This window comes from Rhizobium sp. 10PS4 (assembly GCF_032464805.1).
GTDB classification, from domain to species: Bacteria; Pseudomonadota; Alphaproteobacteria; order Rhizobiales; family Rhizobiaceae; genus Rhizobium; species Rhizobium laguerreae.
Map to the genome: position 1 here is coordinate 251,434 of NZ_JAWDIW010000014.1, position 16,600 is coordinate 268,033.

A 16,600-nucleotide genomic window follows, 5' to 3' on the forward strand; every position below is an offset into this window, starting at 1 on the left:
AACTCGCCCGAAGGCGAACCGCGAGCGATCGCTGACGGTATCGTGTGGTGCCACTCCTGCGGCGGCCCGCGGCGCAGGACGACCTGAAACCGGGTGGCGCGAAATCTGCCGTTTCGGCGGGAGGTTGCGACGGTTGTCGACGAGATTGACCATACGGACGAGATGTCGGACAAAGCTCGAATCCTCTTCGGATGGATGACAATGGCGAACAGCGAGAGTATGGCGGAGGCCCCGGACCTGCTAGCCAATCCCGCTTTCAGAGGCGCCACCGATCGTGACGTCGCCACCCGCCCCCCAGGACGCAAGGTCCTGGTTTTCGCCATTGCGGAGGCTGACGGTGGCGCGCACGGTGCGCACGGGTTCGTTGAAGTGAAGCTGGACGTCTGTCGGCGACGCCTTGAAAACTTGGCCGCTGGAAGGGGAGGATCCAGTCAGTACGGCATGAGCATGGATATCAGAAGGTAAAACAGCGCCGATGCGATCAGCAACAGCGCTGCTGCTTGCGCGAATGCGGCCCATGCGCGTACGGTCGTGGACATGGGCGGCGTCCTTTGTTTAAGAGCGAGGCTGCTCGACGACGTCGAAGAACGGCGCCGGGGCCTCGTAGTCGTCGGAAGTCCTTCCGGCGGCGGGGATCTCGACCAACGCTCCGCAGCTCCACCGGTACATTCCTGCACGACCGGGACGTACACTCGCGTACCGACCGGGAGTTCCTTGGCCACCGTGCCGCGGATCACGAATTCATCGTACTCGTCGTCTGCGAGGCTGTTGCCGCTGAACACGATCTCGGTTGTCCCTTCCTTCACGGACGTGCCATGAAGGTCGTACGCATTCTAGTACGAACCCTTGATCTTCTCGATGGTCCAGCCCGGCTTCGGCCTTGGCTTGGCCGAGACGAGTCCTTCGGGAACCTTGATCCGGACCTTGATCGTGGCCTTACCTTCGCAACCATGGCCAATGCGGACGACGGCCTGTAGACCTTGCCGGAAGCGGCCTGCGACTGCGGTCAGCCACGAGCCGGTCCGGAAAAATTGACTACTGGGTGAGCTGGGCCAGATCGGCGTCGAGGCGTTTGCGCACCAGGTTCGGCACTTTGGCCGTCTTGACGACTTCAAGGTTCGCAGGCGCGTCGCCGACCTGGATCAAGGCGACCATGCCCATGCCGACGTGCGGCGTGCACTTGATCACGTAGGCGCCGGGTACGTCGAACTTGGCTTGGTATTGTTCGTTCGCCTTGGACTTAAATTCCTGGGCGCCGTCCGGGATGAGACCTTTGAACGTTTCGACATTGTGGCTCTTGTCCGTAGGAACGAAGGTCACGGTGTCGCCGGGCGCCACCTTGACGAAGCCGGGCTCGAAGACCATCGCGCCGTCGGCGCCCTTGTTGAGCATGTGTACCTCGTGGTCGGCGGCCATCAGCGGTGCTGCCGACGCGATCAGTGCTGCCGTGGTAGCGATCAGACCGAGCTTGAATTGCATTGCATGTCTCCTTTTCGAAGGGGCCGATCCTGGCCTCGAAAAAGGTTCTATGCCTTGCGCGGAAGCCGCTCTTTGACCCGCGTCAAATAGGAGTGAGTCTGTCGATGTTCTTTCCCGCTGGGTGACTGATCGCCGTTAATGTCGGTCCAGACGTCCGCCGGACTCGGCCTTGCGTGCTGACGCGGGAATTGACAGCGCGAAGGGACGATTTGGTTCAGGGGAGATGGATGGGTCGACGGCGAGCCTCTCCGCATCAAGCGACAGGCCCTTCGGCAGTCGATCGACCAGTTGATGTTTCCGCAGCGTCGAATCCTTCAGCGCCGCGAATTGATCCTAGGTGTTCTGGACCACGGTGCAGGGAGCGCTAAGCCTGCCCGCCCTTGATGACGCGCAGGCCGGACTGGTATTGAGCGGAAATTGTGATGATCGCGTTGATGTGTTGGCAATCACGACGTCCGACCACAGAGGCTTGACATTCCGCGATTGGGAGCACCCCAAAATGAGGCAGGATGGTTAACCAACCTCTAGTAAGTAACAAATTCGTACAGTGATCACGTCTTGTCCAGAAGACCGCGGACCTTCGCCGCTAGCTCTCTCGCGGTATAAGGCTTGCGCAGCCACTCGGCGCCGGGAGGGAGATCCTTGGAAGCAAGTGCCGGTTCCGAGTATCCGGACGTGAGGAGGACGGCGAGATCGGGCCGCAGCAGCCGCGCCTCACCTGCCAGCTCGTCGCCGGTCATGCCGCCAGGCATGACGATGTCCGTGAACAACAGGGCAACTTCGCCGTTGTCGGCCAGCACCTCGAGCGCACGGCCCCCGTTTTCCGCCTCAACGACCGAGTAGCCCATGGCGGAGAGCCTCGCCACCGCAACCTTCCGCACGCGTGGGTCGTCTTCGACCACGAGAACGAGTTCGCTCCCACCGGGAAGCGGCGTTCTGCTTCCTTCCGAAGGAGCGTCGCCCGCGCCGGTGTTGCCGCCTGTGAGGGCGGGCAGGTAGATTCTGATCGTGGTGCCGCGTCCGATCTCGCTGTAGATCTGGAGATGTCCGCCTGACTGCTTGACGAAACCGTAAACCATGCTGAGGCCGAGGCCCGTGCCGGACCCGACCTCCTTCGTGGTGAAGAACGGTTCGATCGCTCGCTTCTTCACCTCGTCGGTCATCCCGGCGCCGGTATCGGTCATGGAGATCAGCACGAAGTTCCCACTACGCACTTCCGGATACATCTTGGCGTAGTCGGCATCGAGGCTAACTCGCGATACCTCGAGGGTCAGGGCGCCGCCCTTCGGCATCGCGTCACGCGCGTTGAGGGCGATGTTCAGGATGGCGTTCTGAAGCTGCGAACCGTCGACGAGGGCGTCGAACTGTGAGCCAGACAGCACCGTCGACAGCTTGATGTCCTCGCCCAATGTCCGTCGAAGAAGATCTGAAAAGCTTGTAATGAGGCGCCCGAGGTCCAACTGCTTGGGAGAAAGCGGCTGGCGCCTGCCAAAGGCCAGCAACTGGCCGGTCAGCTTCGCGCCGTCGGCCGCAGCATCCTGGGCTTCCCGCAGCATGTCGCGCAGTGGCCCCGGTGGCAACTTGTCTTCGATCATCTCGAGATTTCCGCTGATGACGGTCAGCAAGTTGTTGAAGTCATGGGCAAGGCCGCCGGTGAGCTGCCCGACGGCCTCCATCTTCTGCGCATGGCGCAGGTCTTCCTCGATCTTCATTCGGCTCGTCAAATCGCGCACGAAGCCCGTGAATATGCGTTCGCCGTTGGCGGTGGCCTCGCCGACGTGCAGTTCCATCGGGAAGTGTGTGCCGTCGGCCCGTCGGCCGGTGACCACGCGTCCATAGCCGATGATCCGCTTCTCGCCGGTTTCCAGATAATGTCCGATGTAGCCGTCGTGGGCGTCGCGGTAAGGATTCGGCATCAGATTGCAGACGTTGCGGCCGCAGATCTGGTCCGAGGTCAGCCCGAACAGCTTTTCCGCGGCCTTGCTGAACGACATAACGATGCCCTTCTGGTCGATGACGACCATGGCGTCGGGAACGGTTTCCAGAATGGAGGACAGATGCGCCTCGCGCGTCCTGACGGTCTCTTCGGCCCTCCTGAGCGCCGTGACGTCGCTGTTGGCCTCTATGACGGCGAGGTCGCCGTCGGAGAGGTTTACGAGGACGCATCTGTTTGCGACGATGATGTCGTGACCGCTCTTGTGCCGGTGGACGATCTCGCCCTGCCAGAAGCCGCGTGACCGGAGTTGCGCCCGGATGTCTTCGAAGGGTTCGGGGGTCCGCGTGGCGAGAAGCTCGTACACTTTCTCTCCGACAGCTTCCTCCCGCGTCCACCCGTACATGTTCTCGCAGCCGATCGACCAATGGGTGATGGTGCCTTCCAGGCGATGGATTATGATGTCCGCCCCGTCAAGCACATGCACCACCGCGTCCAGTTCCTGCGGCGACGCCGTGCGTGGCGATATGAGGCGGTGGGGCATGCCTGTTCCTTTTGATCAGTGGATGCTGACCCTATGGCAGGTTTTTGCGGAAAAATCATCTGCACCCCCCGACAAACGAGCAAGCTTTTCCATGCTCAGGATCTTCAGGTCGTGCCGGCCCTGCGCGACGAGGACGTCGCGCGCGGCGAGCTTGGTGATGGTGCGCGAAACCGTCTCGATCGTCAGACCGAGATAGTCGGCGATGTCCTGACGGTTCATCGGCACGCGCAAGACGTCGCGGCGCTTCGCGCCAGGTCGCGAAGCCAGCCGAAGGATGAAGGTGCAGAGGCGCTCCTCGGCGTTCTTCTTCGACAGCAGCACCATCTGGTCGTGTGCGGCGGCGTTCTCGCGGCACAAGAGGTCGATGTAGGCAGGGCGCAGTTCATCGCAGCGCGCGACTTCCTGGTGAAAGTTCTTGCGGGAGATGCGCCGGATCTTGCAATCCGTGACGGCCTCGGCGGTGAAGAGAAATTCCCCGAGCAGCGAGGCGCCGACGACGTCGCCGGCGAAATGGAAGGCAGTGATGACCCTGCGTCCTTCTCCGATAATCCGATGCAGCCGCACGACGCCCTCGACGATCTGGAACAGATGCTTGGCGTCATCGCCTTCCCAGCATATCGCCTGTCCGGTCTCGACGAGCTCCGTGGAGCTGGCGCGGAAGACCGAAGACAGGCAAGGACCGCGAGTCGCCTCGACTGCGATTTCGGCGTTTTCAAAAGCGTTCTTGCCCTGCATCAGCATCGTCGTTTCCCCTCGTTGAGTGGGCTCAATAAACAGTGGCCGAGTCACACGTGGATGATCGGATCGTGCCAATTGGTGCGATGTTGTGACGGTTTGTAACAGGCGAGCCTCCCGGCGGGTTTGTCGCGTTCATTGACGTAGATCAAGGAGCTGCTGACGTCCTCGTGACAGTCGTACTTCAAAGTTCGAGAAAGCTGGCCCTGACGTGGCCGGCTGCGCACTGGGGAAGACGTCATGAACTATACAACGGAAACCATCGTGGTCGCTGTCGCCGCGTTCCTAGCCTTAGTGGGCGCGGGACTCGCCCACGATCACCTCTTCGCCGCCCACATGGGCATCCTGAGTTTCTGCCTGTTTGCCGGAACGGTGATCCTGCTGCGGCGCGTCGACTTCTCGCCGGCAGGAAGGCAGCCGAAGCCCGATCCCTCCGGCTATTTCGACGAGGTCATCCGATACGGATTGATCGCCACCGTCTTCTGGGGCGTGGTTGGCTTTCTGGTCGGAGTGGTGGTCGCGGCGCAGCTCGCCTTCCCGGATCTGAACGTCGCCCCCTATCTGAACTTCGGCAGGCTCCGGCCCGTCCATACTTCGGCAGTTATCTTCGCCTTCGGCGGCAATGCCCTGATCATGACCTCCCTCTACGTCGTGCAGCGCACCTGTCATGCGCGGCTCTTCGGCGGCAGTCTCGCCTGGTTCGTCTTCTGGGGCTACCAGCTCTTCATCGTCATGGCGGCGACCGGCTATGTTCTCGGCATCACCCAGGCGCGCGAATATGCCGAGCCGGAGTGGTACGTCGACATCTGGCTGACCATCGTCTGGGTCGCCTATCTCGTCGTCTACCTCGGCACGATCCTCAAGCGCAGGGAACCCCACATCTATGTGGCGAACTGGTTCTATCTCGGCTTCATCGTCACGATCGCGATGCTGCACGTCGTCAACAACCTAGCCGTTCCTGCGTCGTTCCTCGGCACCAAGAGCTATTCGGCCTTCTCGGGCGTCCAGGACGCACTGACGCAGTGGTGGTACGGCCATAACGCCGTCGGTTTCTTCCTGACGGCGGGCTTCCTGGGAATGATGTACTACTTCGTCCCGAAGCAGGCCAACCGCCCGATCTATTCCTACCGCCTGTCAATCATCCACTTCTGGGCCCTGATCTTCATGTATATCTGGGCCGGCCCGCACCACCTCCATTACACCGCGCTTCCCGATTGGGCGCAGACGCTCGGCATGGTCTTCTCGATCATGCTCTGGATGCCGTCGTGGGGCGGCATGATCAACGGCCTGATGACGCTGTCAGGCGCATGGGACAAGATCCGCACCGACCCCATCATCCGCATGATGGTCATTGCAATCGCCTTCTATGGCATGTCGACCTTCGAAGGCCCGATGATGTCGGTGAAGACGGTCAATTCGCTCAGCCATTATACTGAGTGGACCATTGGTCACGTGCATTCGGGTGCGCTCGGCTGGGTCGGGATGATCACCTTCGGTGCGATCTACTACCTGACGCCGAAGCTCTGGGGCCGCGAGCGGCTCTACAGCCTCAGGATGGTCAACTGGCACTTCTGGCTCGCCACCCTCGGCATCGTCGTCTACGCCGCCGTTCTCTGGGTCGCCGGTATCCAGCAGGGCCTGATGTGGCGCGAGTACAATTCGCAGGGCTTCCTCGTCTACTCCTTCGCCGAAACCGTCTCCGCCATGATCCCCTACTACGTCCTGCGTGTCGTGGGTGGTGGGCTGTACCTGATGGGCGGCCTCGTGATGGCCTGGAACGTCTTCATGACCATCCGCGGTCGCGAGCGGAACGAAGCCGCAATTCCGACCGCTTACGTGCCCCAGGCACAACCCGCCGAGTGAGGTGAACCATGGCATCGATACTGGACAAACATAAGATCCTCGAGAAGAACGCGACGCTGCTTCTCGTCGGCTCGCTACTGGTCGTTTCCATAGGCGGCATCGTCGAAATCGCACCGCTCTTCTATCTACAGAACACTATCGAGAAGGTGGAGGGGATGCGGCCTTACACGCCTCTCGAGCTGGTCGGCCGCAACATCTACATTCGCGAAGGCTGCTATCTCTGCCACAGCCAGATGATCCGTCCGTTCCGCGACGAAGTGGAGCGCTACGGCCATTATTCGCTGGCCGCCGAATCCATGTACGACCACCCGTTCCAATGGGGCTCGAAGCGCACGGGTCCGGATCTTGCCCGCGTCGGCGGCCGCTATTCGAACGAGTGGCACGTCCAGCACCTCTCCGACCCGCGGGCGGTGGTGCCGGAATCGATCATGCCGAAATACGCCTTTCTCAAAACGCAGGACGTGACCGTCAAGGACGTCGGCATGGATCTGAAAGCCAACGAAGACGTCGGCGTGCCCTACAGCGACGACATGCTCGCCAATGCCGAAGCCGACATCAAGGCGCAGGCCGACCCGAACGCCGATACCACCGCTCTTCTGGCCCGCTATCCGAAGGCGAAGGTCGGCGATTTCGACGGTGATCCGCAGAAGCTCACCGAGATGGACGCTCTGGTCGCCTACCTGCAGATGGTCGGCACGCTGGTCGACTTCTCGACCTATGACGACGCAACCGGCTACCGATGAGGTGAAACATGGAAACGTACACGGCAATGCGGCACTTCGCCGACAGTTGGGGTCTTCTGGCGATGACGGCATTCTTCCTTGGCGTCGTCGTCTTCACGCTCCGCCCCGGCAGCAGGCAGGCGGCCAACGAGGCCGCTGCCATTCCCCTGAAGGACGATTGAGATGTCGGAAAAGCATATTGACGAAATCAGCGGCGTCGAGACCACCGGACACGAGTGGGATGGCATCCGCGAACTGAATAATCCGATGCCGCGCTGGTGGGTGTGGACCTTCTATGTCACGATCCTCTGGGCGATCGGATATGCTATCGCCTATCCCGCCATACCGATGATCACTTCCGCAACAAAGGGCTACCTGGGCTATTCGACCCGAGCCGAGTTCCAGCAGGATCTCGATCAAGCGAAGGCCGGCCAGATGAAGTTCCATGACATGATCGCCTCGAAGACAGTCGAGGAAATCGACGCCGATCCAACCCTGCGCGAGTTCGCCATCGCCGGCGGCGCTTCGTCGTTCAAGGTCAATTGCGCGCCGTGCCACGGCTCGGGCGCGAGTGGCGGTCCAGGCTTTCCGAACCTCAACGACGACGACTGGTTGTGGGGCGGCGACCTGCAGTCGATCCAGACGACGATCGCCCACGGCATCCGCTTCGACGGCGACGGGGACAGCCACGTTTCCGAGATGCCCGCCTTCGCGGACATGCTCGACCCAACGCAGACGAAGCAGGTGGCCGCATATGTCTGGGGCCTGACCAACAAACCTTCCGATCAGGCCCTCGCCGAAGCCGGCAGGCAGCTCTTCCTCGACAACTGCGCGGCGTGTCATGGCGAGGACGGAAAGGGGAAGGTGGACATGGGAGCGCCCGACCTTGCCGACGCGATCTGGTTGAAGGCGAAGGGCGAAGAGGCGATCGCCCGCCAGATCGCTGCGCCGAAGCACGGTGTCATGCCTGCATGGGCGTCCCGCCTCGGAGAGGCGACCGTGAAGGAGCTGACGGTGTTCGTGCACTCGCTCGGCGGTGGAACGTGAGGAGTGCGACATGAGCGGCCATGATCATGATCCATTGCTTGCACTCTACGGGCTGCCACGCTCGGTGGTCCATTCGCGCGTCTCCGTTCGGGCGAAGCCCGTAGCCCCGGAATGCGAGCGAGAAGAACCCGAGAAAATCGGAAATTCGATGGTGAGTTTGACTGCGCTCAAAGACCATCGGACGACCAGCCGGTAGACATTCGATCGAGGACGTCCCAGCGGATATCTCCCCCGCAGTTCCTCCCGGCCACGTCTCGAAACCCTCCGAGGCGTGGCCGCACTCAGTTCAGCGGCTCCTGCTCGGCCGCGTCCTCTCCGGCGCGGCCGTTTTTTTGAAGACCCCGTTCTTGATTTGAATCAAGGACGAGCTGACGGAGAGGTGGGAGAACTCGGCGGAAAGGAAGCGGCAAATGAACCTTTACACTGCCTCGGATCCCAACAACGTCGAGCACGTGAACGCGGAGCCCGTCAACGCCCGCCGGAACCGGGAGCCGCTCTACACTGCACGTAAGAAGATCTTCCCCAAGCGTGCCGAAGGCCACTTCCGCCGGTTCAAGTGGCTGGTGATGCTGGTCACGCTAAGCATCTACTATTTCGCTCCCTGGATCCGATGGGACCGGGGCGAATACGCGCCCGACCAGGCGATCCTCGTCGATTTGGCGTCGCGCCGCTTCTACTTCTTCTTCATCGAAATATGGCCACAGGAATTCTACTACGTGGCCGGTCTTCTCGTCATGGCCGGCTTCGGGCTGTTTCTGGTGACTTCCGCCGTCGGTCGCGCCTGGTGCGGCTACGCCTGTCCGCAGACCGTCTGGGTCGATCTCTTTCTGGTCGTCGAACGTTGGGTCGAGGGCGACCGCAACGCCAGGATGAAGCTCGATGCGGCCCAGTGGACGTTCGGCAAGGTTCGGAAACGTTTTGTGAAACATGCCATCTGGCTGGCGATCGGCGTGGTGACCGGCGGCGCATGGATCTTCTATTTCGCAGACGCTCCAGACCTCGCCGTGTCGCTCTTCACCGGTGGCGCGCCGATGGTCGCCTATGCGACGGTGGCGACGCTCACTGCGACGACCTACGTGCTCGGCGGGCTGATGCGCGAGCAGGTCTGCACGTACATGTGCCCGTGGCCGCGCATCCAGGGTGCGATGCTAGACGAGAATTCCCTCGTCGTCACCTACAACGACTGGCGCGGCGAGCAGCGCTCCCGGTATTCCAAAAAGGCTCAGGCCCTGGGACAGCCTGTCGGCGACTGCGTCGACTGCAACGTCTGCGTCGCCGTCTGTCCCATGGGAATCGATATTCGCGATGGCCAGCAGATGGAGTGCATCACCTGCGCGCTCTGCATCGACGCCTGCGACGGCGTCATGGACAAGATCGGCAAGCCCCGAGGTCTCATCGCCTACGCCACCCTCAGCGAGTATGCGGACAACATGGCGATCGCGACCGACGGGGGACGGACGCCGGTTCAGCCCTCCAGGGTGCGCGGGCCGGACGGGTCGCTCGTCGACGGCATCAGGCACTTCGACTGGAGGATCATCTTCAGAGCGCGCGTGGTCTTCTATGCGGCGGTGTGGTGCATGATCGGCGCGGGCATGATCGTCCACCTCGCCATGCGGGACAGGCTTGAGCTCAACGTCGTCCACGACCGCAATCCGCAGTTCGTTCTGGAAAGCGACGGGTCGATCCGCAACGGCTATACGCTGCGCATCCTCAATATGGTGCCCAAGCCCAGAAGGATCGAATTGACCATATCGGGACTCGAGGGCGCGACGATGCGCATCCCTGAACTGGGCAAGGAGGACGCGCGCAGCTTCGTGCTGGACGCAGCGCCCGACGTCGCGACGACCGTCAAGGTCTTCGTGACCAGCCGGCCCTCCGGCGCTTCGGTGGACGAGTTCCTGTTCGTGATCGGAGACGAAGACCACTCCGACCGCGCCACCTACCGCGCGGCCTTCAATTCACCCGGAGACATAAAATGAGCAGAACTGACAAAGGATTCACGGGCCGGCACATGCTGCTGACGACATGCGCCTTCTTCGCCGTGGTAATCTCCGTCAACGTGACGATGGCCTGGTTCGCCTCCGCGAGCTGGAGTGGCCTCGTGGTCGAGAACACCTACGTGGCGAGCCAGCAGTTCAACCAGAAAGCATCCGCGATCAAGGCCATGGCGGCGACCGGAGTCTCGGGCGACATTTCGCTACGTGGCAACGTCTTCACCTACAACCTCCACAATCGAGACGGTTCACCCGCTCCCGCCGAAGAAGTGACCGCTGCTTTCCGTAGGCCGGTGGGCGACCATGAGGACTTCACCGCCGCTTTGAAGAAGGTCGCAGAAGGGCGCTTCGAGGTCGACCACCACGTGCCTTCGGGCGACTGGATCGTCGAACTGATTTCTAAGCGCGACGGGATGACCATCCTGCATGAAGCCCTGCGATTCGACACCGCGGAGTTCGTTCGATGACCTGCTGCATGATGAACGCGGAGGCGGTGCTCGCGATGAGTGCCAAGGCCTTCAGTGCAGAGGAAGTCGCGCTGGCAAGCCACCCGCTCGGAGAAGGACTGCACCAGCTCGATCTCAGCGTTCCCGACGTCCATTGCGGCGCCTGCATACAGACGATCGAGAAGGCGCTGACGGCGCTGCCTTTCGTGAAGAAGGCCAGGGTGAATCTTACCTCCCGGCGCGTCACCTGCGTCTACTCGGAGCGCGGAAAGGATGAGGCCACGAATCCGGCGCGTATACTGGAAGCGATCGACGGCGCGGGTTATCGCGCCCATCTGTTCACGCCCGTCGCGACGGAGAACGACAGTACCCGCAACCAGCTACTCCTGGCGGTCGGCGTGGCCGGCTTCGCCGCCGCAAACATCATGCTGCTGTCGGTTTCCGTCTGGTCCGGAGCAGATGCTGCGACGCGTGACATGTTCCACTGGATTTCGGCGCTGATCGCGGCCCCCACCTTGATCTATGCCGGGCGGTTTTTCTTCCAGTCGGCGTGGAATGCGCTCAAGCATGGCCGGACCAATATGGACGTGCCGATTTCGCTCGCGGTGACGCTCTCCTATGCGGTATCCCTCTGGGAGACCATGCATCACAGCGAGCACGCCTGGTTCGACGCGACCGTCTCGTTGCTGTTCTTCCTGCTGATCGGCCGGGCGCTGGATCATATGATGCGTGAGAAGGCCAGAGCGGCCATCAATGGTCTTGCTCGTATTGCGCCCCGCGGTGCACTGCTTGTTCAGCCGGACGGCTCCCGGCGTTTCGTCGCCGTCGAGGATATCGTGGTAGGCGACGAAGTTGCGATCCCGGCGGGCGAACGCATCCCCGTCGACTGCGTGGTCGTCAGGGGAGAAAGCGAAGTCGACCTCTCGATCGTCACCGGCGAAAGCAGCCCGGCCTCGGTTCACGGGGGCACTTGCGTGAGCTCCGGCGCAATGAACCTGACGGGATCGCTGGTGGTCCGCGCCACGAAGCTCGCGAGGAATTCTCTTCTTTCGGAGATCATCGCGCTCATGGAGGCTGCGGAGGGAGGAAGAGCCCGCTACCGCAGAATAGCCGACCGCGCGGCTTCGCTCTATTCTCCGGTCGTCCATCTCCTGGCGCTCGTTTCGTTCCTGGGATGGGGCTTCCTGGGCGGCGACTGGAAACAGGCGATGCTCGTCGCCGTTGCCGTGCTGATCATCACGTGCCCCTGCGCGCTCGGGTTGGCCGTCCCGGTCGTGCAGGTCGTCGCCGCCGGGGAGCTGTTCCGCCGAGGCGTCATGGTCAAGGACGGTTCGGCACTGGAGAGGCTGTCGGAAATCGATCTCGTCGCGTTCGATAAGACCGGCACGCTGACGATGGGAACTCCCCGCCTCGTTTCCTTCGAGGCCGAGAACGATGCCGACGTCGCCTGCGCGGCCGGGCTGGCGGTTCACTCAAGGCATCCTCTCTCACAGGCCCTCGTCCGAAGCGCCGTTCTTGCTCCCGTTCATTTCGAGAGGGTGGTGGAGGTGCCGGGCGGCGGGCTTGAGGCGACGCGTGACGAGGCGACGTATCGTCTTGGCAGTTCGGCCTTTGCATGCGGCGGCGAGACGACGAAGGTCGACGGCACCCTCTCGGAAGTCGTACTCTCGAGGGACGGCCGGGCCGTCGCACGCTTCTTCTTTGAGGACACGATCAGGCCGGGAGCGGCCGAGGCCGTGAAACGTCTTCGCGACGGCGGCTTCCAGACGATAATGCTCTCCGGCGACCGCGAGAACGTGGTGGCGGCAACGGCCCGCAAGCTGGGCATCGACAGCGCTCTCGCGGAATTGACCCCGAAGCAGAAGGTCGAGACCTGCCAGGAGCTGAGCAAGGGCGGCCACCGGGTGCTCATGGTCGGCGACGGCATCAACGACGCCCCGGCGCTCGCGGCAGCCCACGTGTCGATCGCTCCGGCCACGGCCTCCGACATCGGACGCCACGCGGCGGACCTCGTGTTCTTCGGTGACCGGCTCGACGCCGTTCCGCAGGCGGTCGAAATCGCGCGACGTTCTGCGACGCTCGTCCGACAGAATTTCGCGCTTGCCATCGGTTACAACGTCCTGGCCGTGCCGATAGCCATCGCCGGGCTGGCGACGCCTCTCGTCGCGGCGGTCGCGATGTCGACGTCGTCGATCATCGTCGTCACCAACGCCTTGCGCCTCAACGTCCTGATGAGACGCGCTCCGGCACCGGCCGCCGGTGTCCATGTCCCGCAGACGGAGGCGCGACCCGCATGAACATGTTGATCTACCTGATACCTATCGCGCTCTTCATGGGAGGCGTCGGTCTCGCCGCCTTCCTCTGGTCGTTGAAGAGCGGCCAGTACGAGGATCTTGAGGGGGCCGCATGGCGGGCGATCGCGGACGACGAGCCCCAACGACCGGACCTCGAGCGAGGGAAGGAAGCGTGATGCTTGCCAGAAATCAGATTGTCCGAGATGCGAGGATATTCCGTGGGCTGGACCAGGGGGTGGCAGGACTTCTGCAGGAGCTGGTGGAGGTTCGGGCGTTCCAGGCCGGTGAAGCGATATTCCGCGAAGGCCAGGCGGCGGAGGAGGTCTTCTACCTGATGCACGGTCTCGTGCGTCTCGTGAAGAGGGAATTAAGCGGTCGCGAAGCCGATATCTGCGTGCTGGAACCGGGAGAGATGTTCGCCGACCATCTCGTTGTCGGCGGCGGCGTCCATCCCCATACGGCTCTCGCCGCGGAGGCGACCGAAGTCGCAGCGTTCGATCTGGCCGGGCTGCGCGAGCTTGCGCTTCGACACCCTCGGCTGCTTGCCAATCTGGCCCTCATCGTGTCCGAGCACCTTCTTGCCGCGCTGGACTGCGTCGCGGCCGACCGCCTGCAGACCGCATCCCAAAGAGTCGCCAACTACTTTTTGAGTCGGTGCCCTGCGGAAGCGAGCTGCTTCACTTTCCGGCTCCCCTACCAGAAGAGGATCCTGGCGGGAAAGCTGGGGCTCGCGCCGGAAGCGCTGTCACGCGCTTTCGCAACCTTGGGGGGACGCGGGGTCGACGTCAGGGGGCGGACGGTGACCGTGGACGACGTCAACCTTCTCAGGACGCTTTGCTGACGGACATCCCCAGAATTGGTGTGCAGATGTCGGGCATTGCATGCCAGACAGCCAGACAACCATGTGCGGGATCTACTCCAGCGCGGGTTTATCGTACGTGTCACGGGAGACATCGCGGCGGCCCCGGCAGTCCGGTAGGAGGACTTCTGATGCGCCCAGCCTCTTTGCCCGTACTGTTTCCCAATCGACGGTTCTTGTCGGAGGTGAAGGAAGGCGCAACTTCGACGGTGGCGCGCCGCGCAATCCTGCGTTATGTCTGATGCCGGCATGCAATGGGGCTTGATAGATGGAATCGGATCGCATTCTCGTGGTCGACGACGACGCCCGGATAAGGCAGATGCTCGCTCTTTACTTCGAGGAAAACGGCTACCGCGTGACTGCCGTCGCAAACGGTGCTGGAATGCGATCCGAACTCTCCCGTGGCTCGTTTGCCGCAATCTTTCTGGATCTCGTGCTGCCGGGAGGCGAGAACGGATTCGACTTGCTGAAGGAGCTTCGAAGCGGCTCCGACGTCCCGGTGCTCATGCTGACGGGGCAGGACGACGTGACTGACAAGGTCATCGGCCTCGAATTCGGGGCGGACGACTATGTCGCCAAGCCGTTCCACCTTCGGGAGCTGCTCGCACGCTTGCGAACCGTCCTCCGGCGTCGAGCCGGCGCGGCTCAGCCTACGACGCAGGCCGCGGTTCCCGACGAGACGTTTCGTTTCGAAGGTTTCGTCCTGGACGTCCCCCGGCGGAAACTGACGTCTCCGACGGGCGGCGACATTCCCTTGACCTCGGGCGAATTCGACATGCTCGTCGTCTTTCTGCGGAATGCCGGACGTGTCCTTACCAGAGACACTCTCATGGATTTGACGCGGAACCGAAACCTAGAAGCATTCGACAGGGCGATCGACGCCCAGATCGTGCGTCTTCGGAAGAAGATCGAGCCGGATCCCAAGGCTCCGGCCCTGATCCAGTCCGTGAGGAGCGTCGGCTACGTGTTCACCGGGCGCGTTGCCTAACGCGCGGGTAATTGATTGGCGTCAATGTTCCGTGCCACGCAGACGCTATGTTGCCCTCGCAACAGAGCAACCTGAACCATGATCATCTGGATTACATTCGCCGTCATGACGGCGGTCGTCACGGCCGCGCTCCTTCATCCGCTGTCCTCGTTCCGGCCGGCGGTCGCGGACGGCGCAAAGGACGGCGCCCGAGTCTATCGCGACCAGCTTGAGGAACTCGACAGGGAACTGGCGGCGGGACGCATCGCTCCGGACGACCATCGAGTGGCAAGAGCGGAAACGGCCAGAAGGCTGTTTCGCGAGGCCGATGCCGTTCGCGTCGAGTGGTCCTCCTCCCGGTCGCCGGTCGCCTTGAAGCTGAGCGTCGCCGCGTTTCTGTCCATCGCCAGCATCTCCACGTACGTCGCGGTCGGCTCTCCAGAACTCCCGTCGAAGGCTCTGCAACAAAGGCTTGACGAGCCGGGACAGGACCTCGCCATCCTGATTCGCAAGACCGAAGAGCATCTTGCGCGGGCTCCGAACGACGGCCGGGGATGGGACGTCATCGCTCCGATCTATCTCCGCACCAATCGCGTCGCGGATGCGGACAGGGCCTATCGAAATGCCATCCGGCTCCTTGGGCCGAGCGCAATCAGACTGGACGGGCTTGCCGACGCGATGCTGGCTTCCTCCAACGGCACGGTCACCGCAGCGGCTCGTCAGGCGCTCGAAGCGTCGCTAGAGCTCCAGCCGCGCAATCCGCGTGCGAAATATGTGGCGCTCGCCAGCGAACAAGCAGGCGACACCGCCGAGGCGAAGGCCGCCTTCGAAGCCATCGCCAAGGATTCGCCGCCCGGCGCGCCGTGGCTGCCGCTCGTCAACGAGCACATCGCGAGGAATGGCGAAACCCTGGCCGGTGCGCAGAGCCTCGCCCCGGTCGACCAGCAGCAGATAATCCGCGGCATGGTCGAAAGCCTGGATGCCAAGCTTAGCGAGGAACCGAACAATTTCGAGGGATGGATGCGGCTCGTGCGCTCCTGTGCGGTATTGAACGAAATGGATCGTGCAGCCGATGCGCTAGATCGCGCGTTGGCAGTCTTTGCAGCCGATGGCGAAAGCGGCAGGAAATTGATTGCGGTGGCACGCGAGTACGGTATCGGCAAGGAAAAGGCGGAATGACACGCAAACAGAAACGCCTGGCGGTAATTGGCGCCGGCATGGGGTTCATCTTGGCCGCCGTGCTGCTGGTCATGTTCGCCTTCAGCCAGTCCATCGCCTATTTCTACATGCCATCTGACGTGGCCTCCGGCGACGTTCGTCCGGGAGCAAGGATTCGACTGGGTGGTCTGGTCGGAGAGCGCAGTATCGTCCGAGGCTCCGGGACGTCCGTCGAGTTCTCCGTGACCGATCCGGGCGGGGCGGTCGTGCACGTCAGGTATGCGGGAATCCTTCCAGACCTCTTCCGGGAGGGACAGGGAGTGGTGACGGAAGGAGCGTTCGAAGCCGGGAGCCAGATCTTCTCGGCCGATACGGTTCTAGCCAAGCACGACGAGCGTTATGTTCCGAAGGAAGTGGCGGACAAGCTCAAGGAACAGGGCCTGTGGCAGCACGGGGAGCCGAAGGAATGATCATCGAGATCGGTCATTACGCGCTGGTGCTGGCGCTGGCCACGGCGCTCATCCTCTCCATCGTGCCGGTGATCGGAGCCCGTCGTCAT

At 62.5% G+C, this 16,600-nt stretch carries 16 protein-coding genes and 1 pseudogene; 12 read left to right on the plus strand and 5 right to left on the minus strand.

The genetic code is table 11. The annotated features are described in order from the left end of the window. Positions 1-240: 240 nt before the first annotated feature. From RWJ89_RS26295 to RWJ89_RS26315, 5 genes and pseudogenes are all read right to left on the minus strand, one after another. The gene (locus RWJ89_RS26295) at positions 241-519 is read right to left on the minus strand and encodes a copper resistance protein CopC (RefSeq protein ID WP_221946926.1); all 279 of its coding nucleotides are present in this window, start codon (positions 517-519) and stop codon (positions 241-243) included. After that, positions 432-1,115, minus strand: a pseudogene (locus RWJ89_RS26300) (YcnI family copper-binding membrane protein). The gene RWJ89_RS26295 and the pseudogene RWJ89_RS26300 overlap by 88 nt, the downstream one beginning before the upstream one ends. Next, positions 1,036-1,479, minus strand: coding sequence for a pseudoazurin (locus RWJ89_RS26305; RefSeq protein WP_168283146.1), 444 nt, complete (start codon positions 1,477-1,479; stop codon positions 1,036-1,038). Before RWJ89_RS26305 ends, RWJ89_RS26300 begins: the two are co-directional and overlap by 80 nt. Before the next feature lie 551 nt (positions 1,480-2,030). After that, positions 2,031-3,956, minus strand: a complete 1,926-nt coding sequence (locus RWJ89_RS26310) for a hybrid sensor histidine kinase/response regulator (protein ID WP_316031686.1) — start codon at positions 3,954-3,956, stop codon at positions 2,031-2,033. Between the two features lie 15 nt (positions 3,957-3,971). After that, positions 3,972-4,697 carry a Crp/Fnr family transcriptional regulator gene (locus RWJ89_RS26315; protein WP_131664344.1) on the minus strand — a complete coding sequence of 242 codons (726 nt, stop codon included), beginning with the start codon at positions 4,695-4,697 and terminating at the stop codon, positions 3,972-3,974. Positions 4,698-4,931: 234 nt separating this feature from the next. Here RWJ89_RS26315 and ccoN point away from each other — a divergent pair, with 234 nt between their 5' ends. From ccoN to ccmE, 12 genes are all read left to right on the plus strand, one after another. After that, complete coding sequence (ccoN, locus tag RWJ89_RS26320; protein WP_131664343.1) at positions 4,932-6,554, plus strand: cytochrome-c oxidase, cbb3-type subunit I; 1,623 nt, start codon at positions 4,932-4,934, stop codon at positions 6,552-6,554. 8 nt (positions 6,555-6,562) lie between these two features. Beyond that, positions 6,563-7,297: a cytochrome-c oxidase, cbb3-type subunit II gene (gene ccoO / locus RWJ89_RS26325; protein WP_064683054.1), complete on the plus strand. Its 735-nt coding sequence runs from the start codon at positions 6,563-6,565 to the stop codon at positions 7,295-7,297. Between the two features lie 8 nt (positions 7,298-7,305). Further along, positions 7,306-7,458 carry a CcoQ/FixQ family Cbb3-type cytochrome c oxidase assembly chaperone gene (locus RWJ89_RS26330; RefSeq protein WP_064683053.1) on the plus strand — a complete coding sequence of 51 codons (153 nt, stop codon included), beginning with the start codon at positions 7,306-7,308 and terminating at the stop codon, positions 7,456-7,458. Between the two features lies 1 nt (position 7,459). Beyond that, complete coding sequence (gene ccoP / locus RWJ89_RS26335; protein WP_131664341.1) at positions 7,460-8,323, plus strand: cytochrome-c oxidase, cbb3-type subunit III; 864 nt, start codon at positions 7,460-7,462, stop codon at positions 8,321-8,323. A gap of 410 nt (positions 8,324-8,733) precedes the next feature. Beyond that, positions 8,734-10,302, plus strand: coding sequence for a cytochrome c oxidase accessory protein CcoG (gene ccoG / locus RWJ89_RS26345; protein WP_131664339.1), 1,569 nt, complete (start codon positions 8,734-8,736; stop codon positions 10,300-10,302). Beyond that, a complete protein-coding gene (locus RWJ89_RS26350; RefSeq protein ID WP_131664338.1) occupies positions 10,299-10,784 on the plus strand; it encodes a FixH family protein in 486 nt (161 codons plus the stop codon). Before ccoG ends, RWJ89_RS26350 begins: the two co-directional genes overlap by 4 nt. After that, positions 10,781-13,060: a cation-translocating P-type ATPase gene (locus tag RWJ89_RS26355; protein WP_131664337.1), complete on the plus strand. Its 2,280-nt coding sequence runs from the start codon at positions 10,781-10,783 to the stop codon at positions 13,058-13,060. Before RWJ89_RS26350 ends, RWJ89_RS26355 begins: the two co-directional genes overlap by 4 nt. Then, positions 13,057-13,233: a cbb3-type cytochrome oxidase assembly protein CcoS gene (ccoS, locus tag RWJ89_RS26360; protein ID WP_131664336.1), complete on the plus strand. Its 177-nt coding sequence runs from the start codon at positions 13,057-13,059 to the stop codon at positions 13,231-13,233. Before RWJ89_RS26355 ends, ccoS begins: the two co-directional genes overlap by 4 nt. Continuing rightward, entirely contained in the window at positions 13,233-13,898 is a 666-nt protein-coding gene (locus RWJ89_RS26365) for a Crp/Fnr family transcriptional regulator (RefSeq protein ID WP_131664335.1), read from the plus strand. The genes ccoS and RWJ89_RS26365 overlap by 1 nt, the downstream gene beginning before the upstream one ends. Positions 13,899-14,184: 286 nt before the next feature. Then, positions 14,185-14,904: a response regulator gene (locus RWJ89_RS26370; RefSeq protein ID WP_131664334.1), complete on the plus strand. Its 720-nt coding sequence runs from the start codon at positions 14,185-14,187 to the stop codon at positions 14,902-14,904. Between the two features lie 78 nt (positions 14,905-14,982). Then, a complete protein-coding gene (gene ccmI, locus RWJ89_RS26375) occupies positions 14,983-16,062 on the plus strand; it encodes a c-type cytochrome biogenesis protein CcmI (RefSeq protein ID WP_316031687.1) in 1,080 nt (359 codons plus the stop codon). Then, on the plus strand, positions 16,059-16,511 hold the full coding sequence (ccmE, locus tag RWJ89_RS26380) for a cytochrome c maturation protein CcmE (protein WP_131664332.1): 453 nt from the start codon (positions 16,059-16,061) through the stop codon (positions 16,509-16,511). Before ccmI ends, ccmE begins: the two co-directional genes overlap by 4 nt. Positions 16,512-16,600: the final 89 nt, after the last annotated feature.

What these genes read in the sequence shown, in the direction of transcription:
- ccmI (WP_316031687.1), top strand. Translation starts at nt 14,983, where the DNA reads ATGATCATCTGGATTACATTCGCCGTCATGACGGCGGTCGTCACGGCC.
- ccoN (WP_131664343.1), top strand. Translation starts at nt 4,932, where the DNA reads ATGAACTATACAACGGAAACCATCGTGGTCGCTGTCGCCGCGTTCCTA.
- RWJ89_RS26365 (WP_131664335.1), top strand. Translation starts at nt 13,233, where the DNA reads ATGCTTGCCAGAAATCAGATTGTCCGAGATGCGAGGATATTCCGTGGG.
- ccoG (WP_131664339.1), top strand. Translation starts at nt 8,734, where the DNA reads ATGAACCTTTACACTGCCTCGGATCCCAACAACGTCGAGCACGTGAAC.
- RWJ89_RS26370 (WP_131664334.1), top strand. Translation starts at nt 14,185, where the DNA reads ATGGAATCGGATCGCATTCTCGTGGTCGACGACGACGCCCGGATAAGG.
- ccoS (WP_131664336.1), top strand. Translation starts at nt 13,057, where the DNA reads ATGAACATGTTGATCTACCTGATACCTATCGCGCTCTTCATGGGAGGC.
- RWJ89_RS26315 (WP_131664344.1), bottom strand. Translation starts at nt 4,697, where the DNA reads ATGCTGATGCAGGGCAAGAACGCTTTTGAAAACGCCGAAATCGCAGTC.
- RWJ89_RS26295 (WP_221946926.1), bottom strand. Translation starts at nt 519, where the DNA reads ATGGGCCGCATTCGCGCAAGCAGCAGCGCTGTTGCTGATCGCATCGGC.
- RWJ89_RS26310 (WP_316031686.1), bottom strand. Translation starts at nt 3,956, where the DNA reads ATGCCCCACCGCCTCATATCGCCACGCACGGCGTCGCCGCAGGAACTG.
- RWJ89_RS26305 (WP_168283146.1), bottom strand. Translation starts at nt 1,479, where the DNA reads ATGCAATTCAAGCTCGGTCTGATCGCTACCACGGCAGCACTGATCGCG.
- ccoO (WP_064683054.1), top strand. Translation starts at nt 6,563, where the DNA reads ATGGCATCGATACTGGACAAACATAAGATCCTCGAGAAGAACGCGACG.
- ccmE (WP_131664332.1), top strand. Translation starts at nt 16,059, where the DNA reads ATGACACGCAAACAGAAACGCCTGGCGGTAATTGGCGCCGGCATGGGG.
- ccoP (WP_131664341.1), top strand. Translation starts at nt 7,460, where the DNA reads ATGTCGGAAAAGCATATTGACGAAATCAGCGGCGTCGAGACCACCGGA.
- RWJ89_RS26350 (WP_131664338.1), top strand. Translation starts at nt 10,299, where the DNA reads ATGAGCAGAACTGACAAAGGATTCACGGGCCGGCACATGCTGCTGACG.
- RWJ89_RS26330 (WP_064683053.1), top strand. Translation starts at nt 7,306, where the DNA reads ATGGAAACGTACACGGCAATGCGGCACTTCGCCGACAGTTGGGGTCTT.
- RWJ89_RS26355 (WP_131664337.1), top strand. Translation starts at nt 10,781, where the DNA reads ATGACCTGCTGCATGATGAACGCGGAGGCGGTGCTCGCGATGAGTGCC.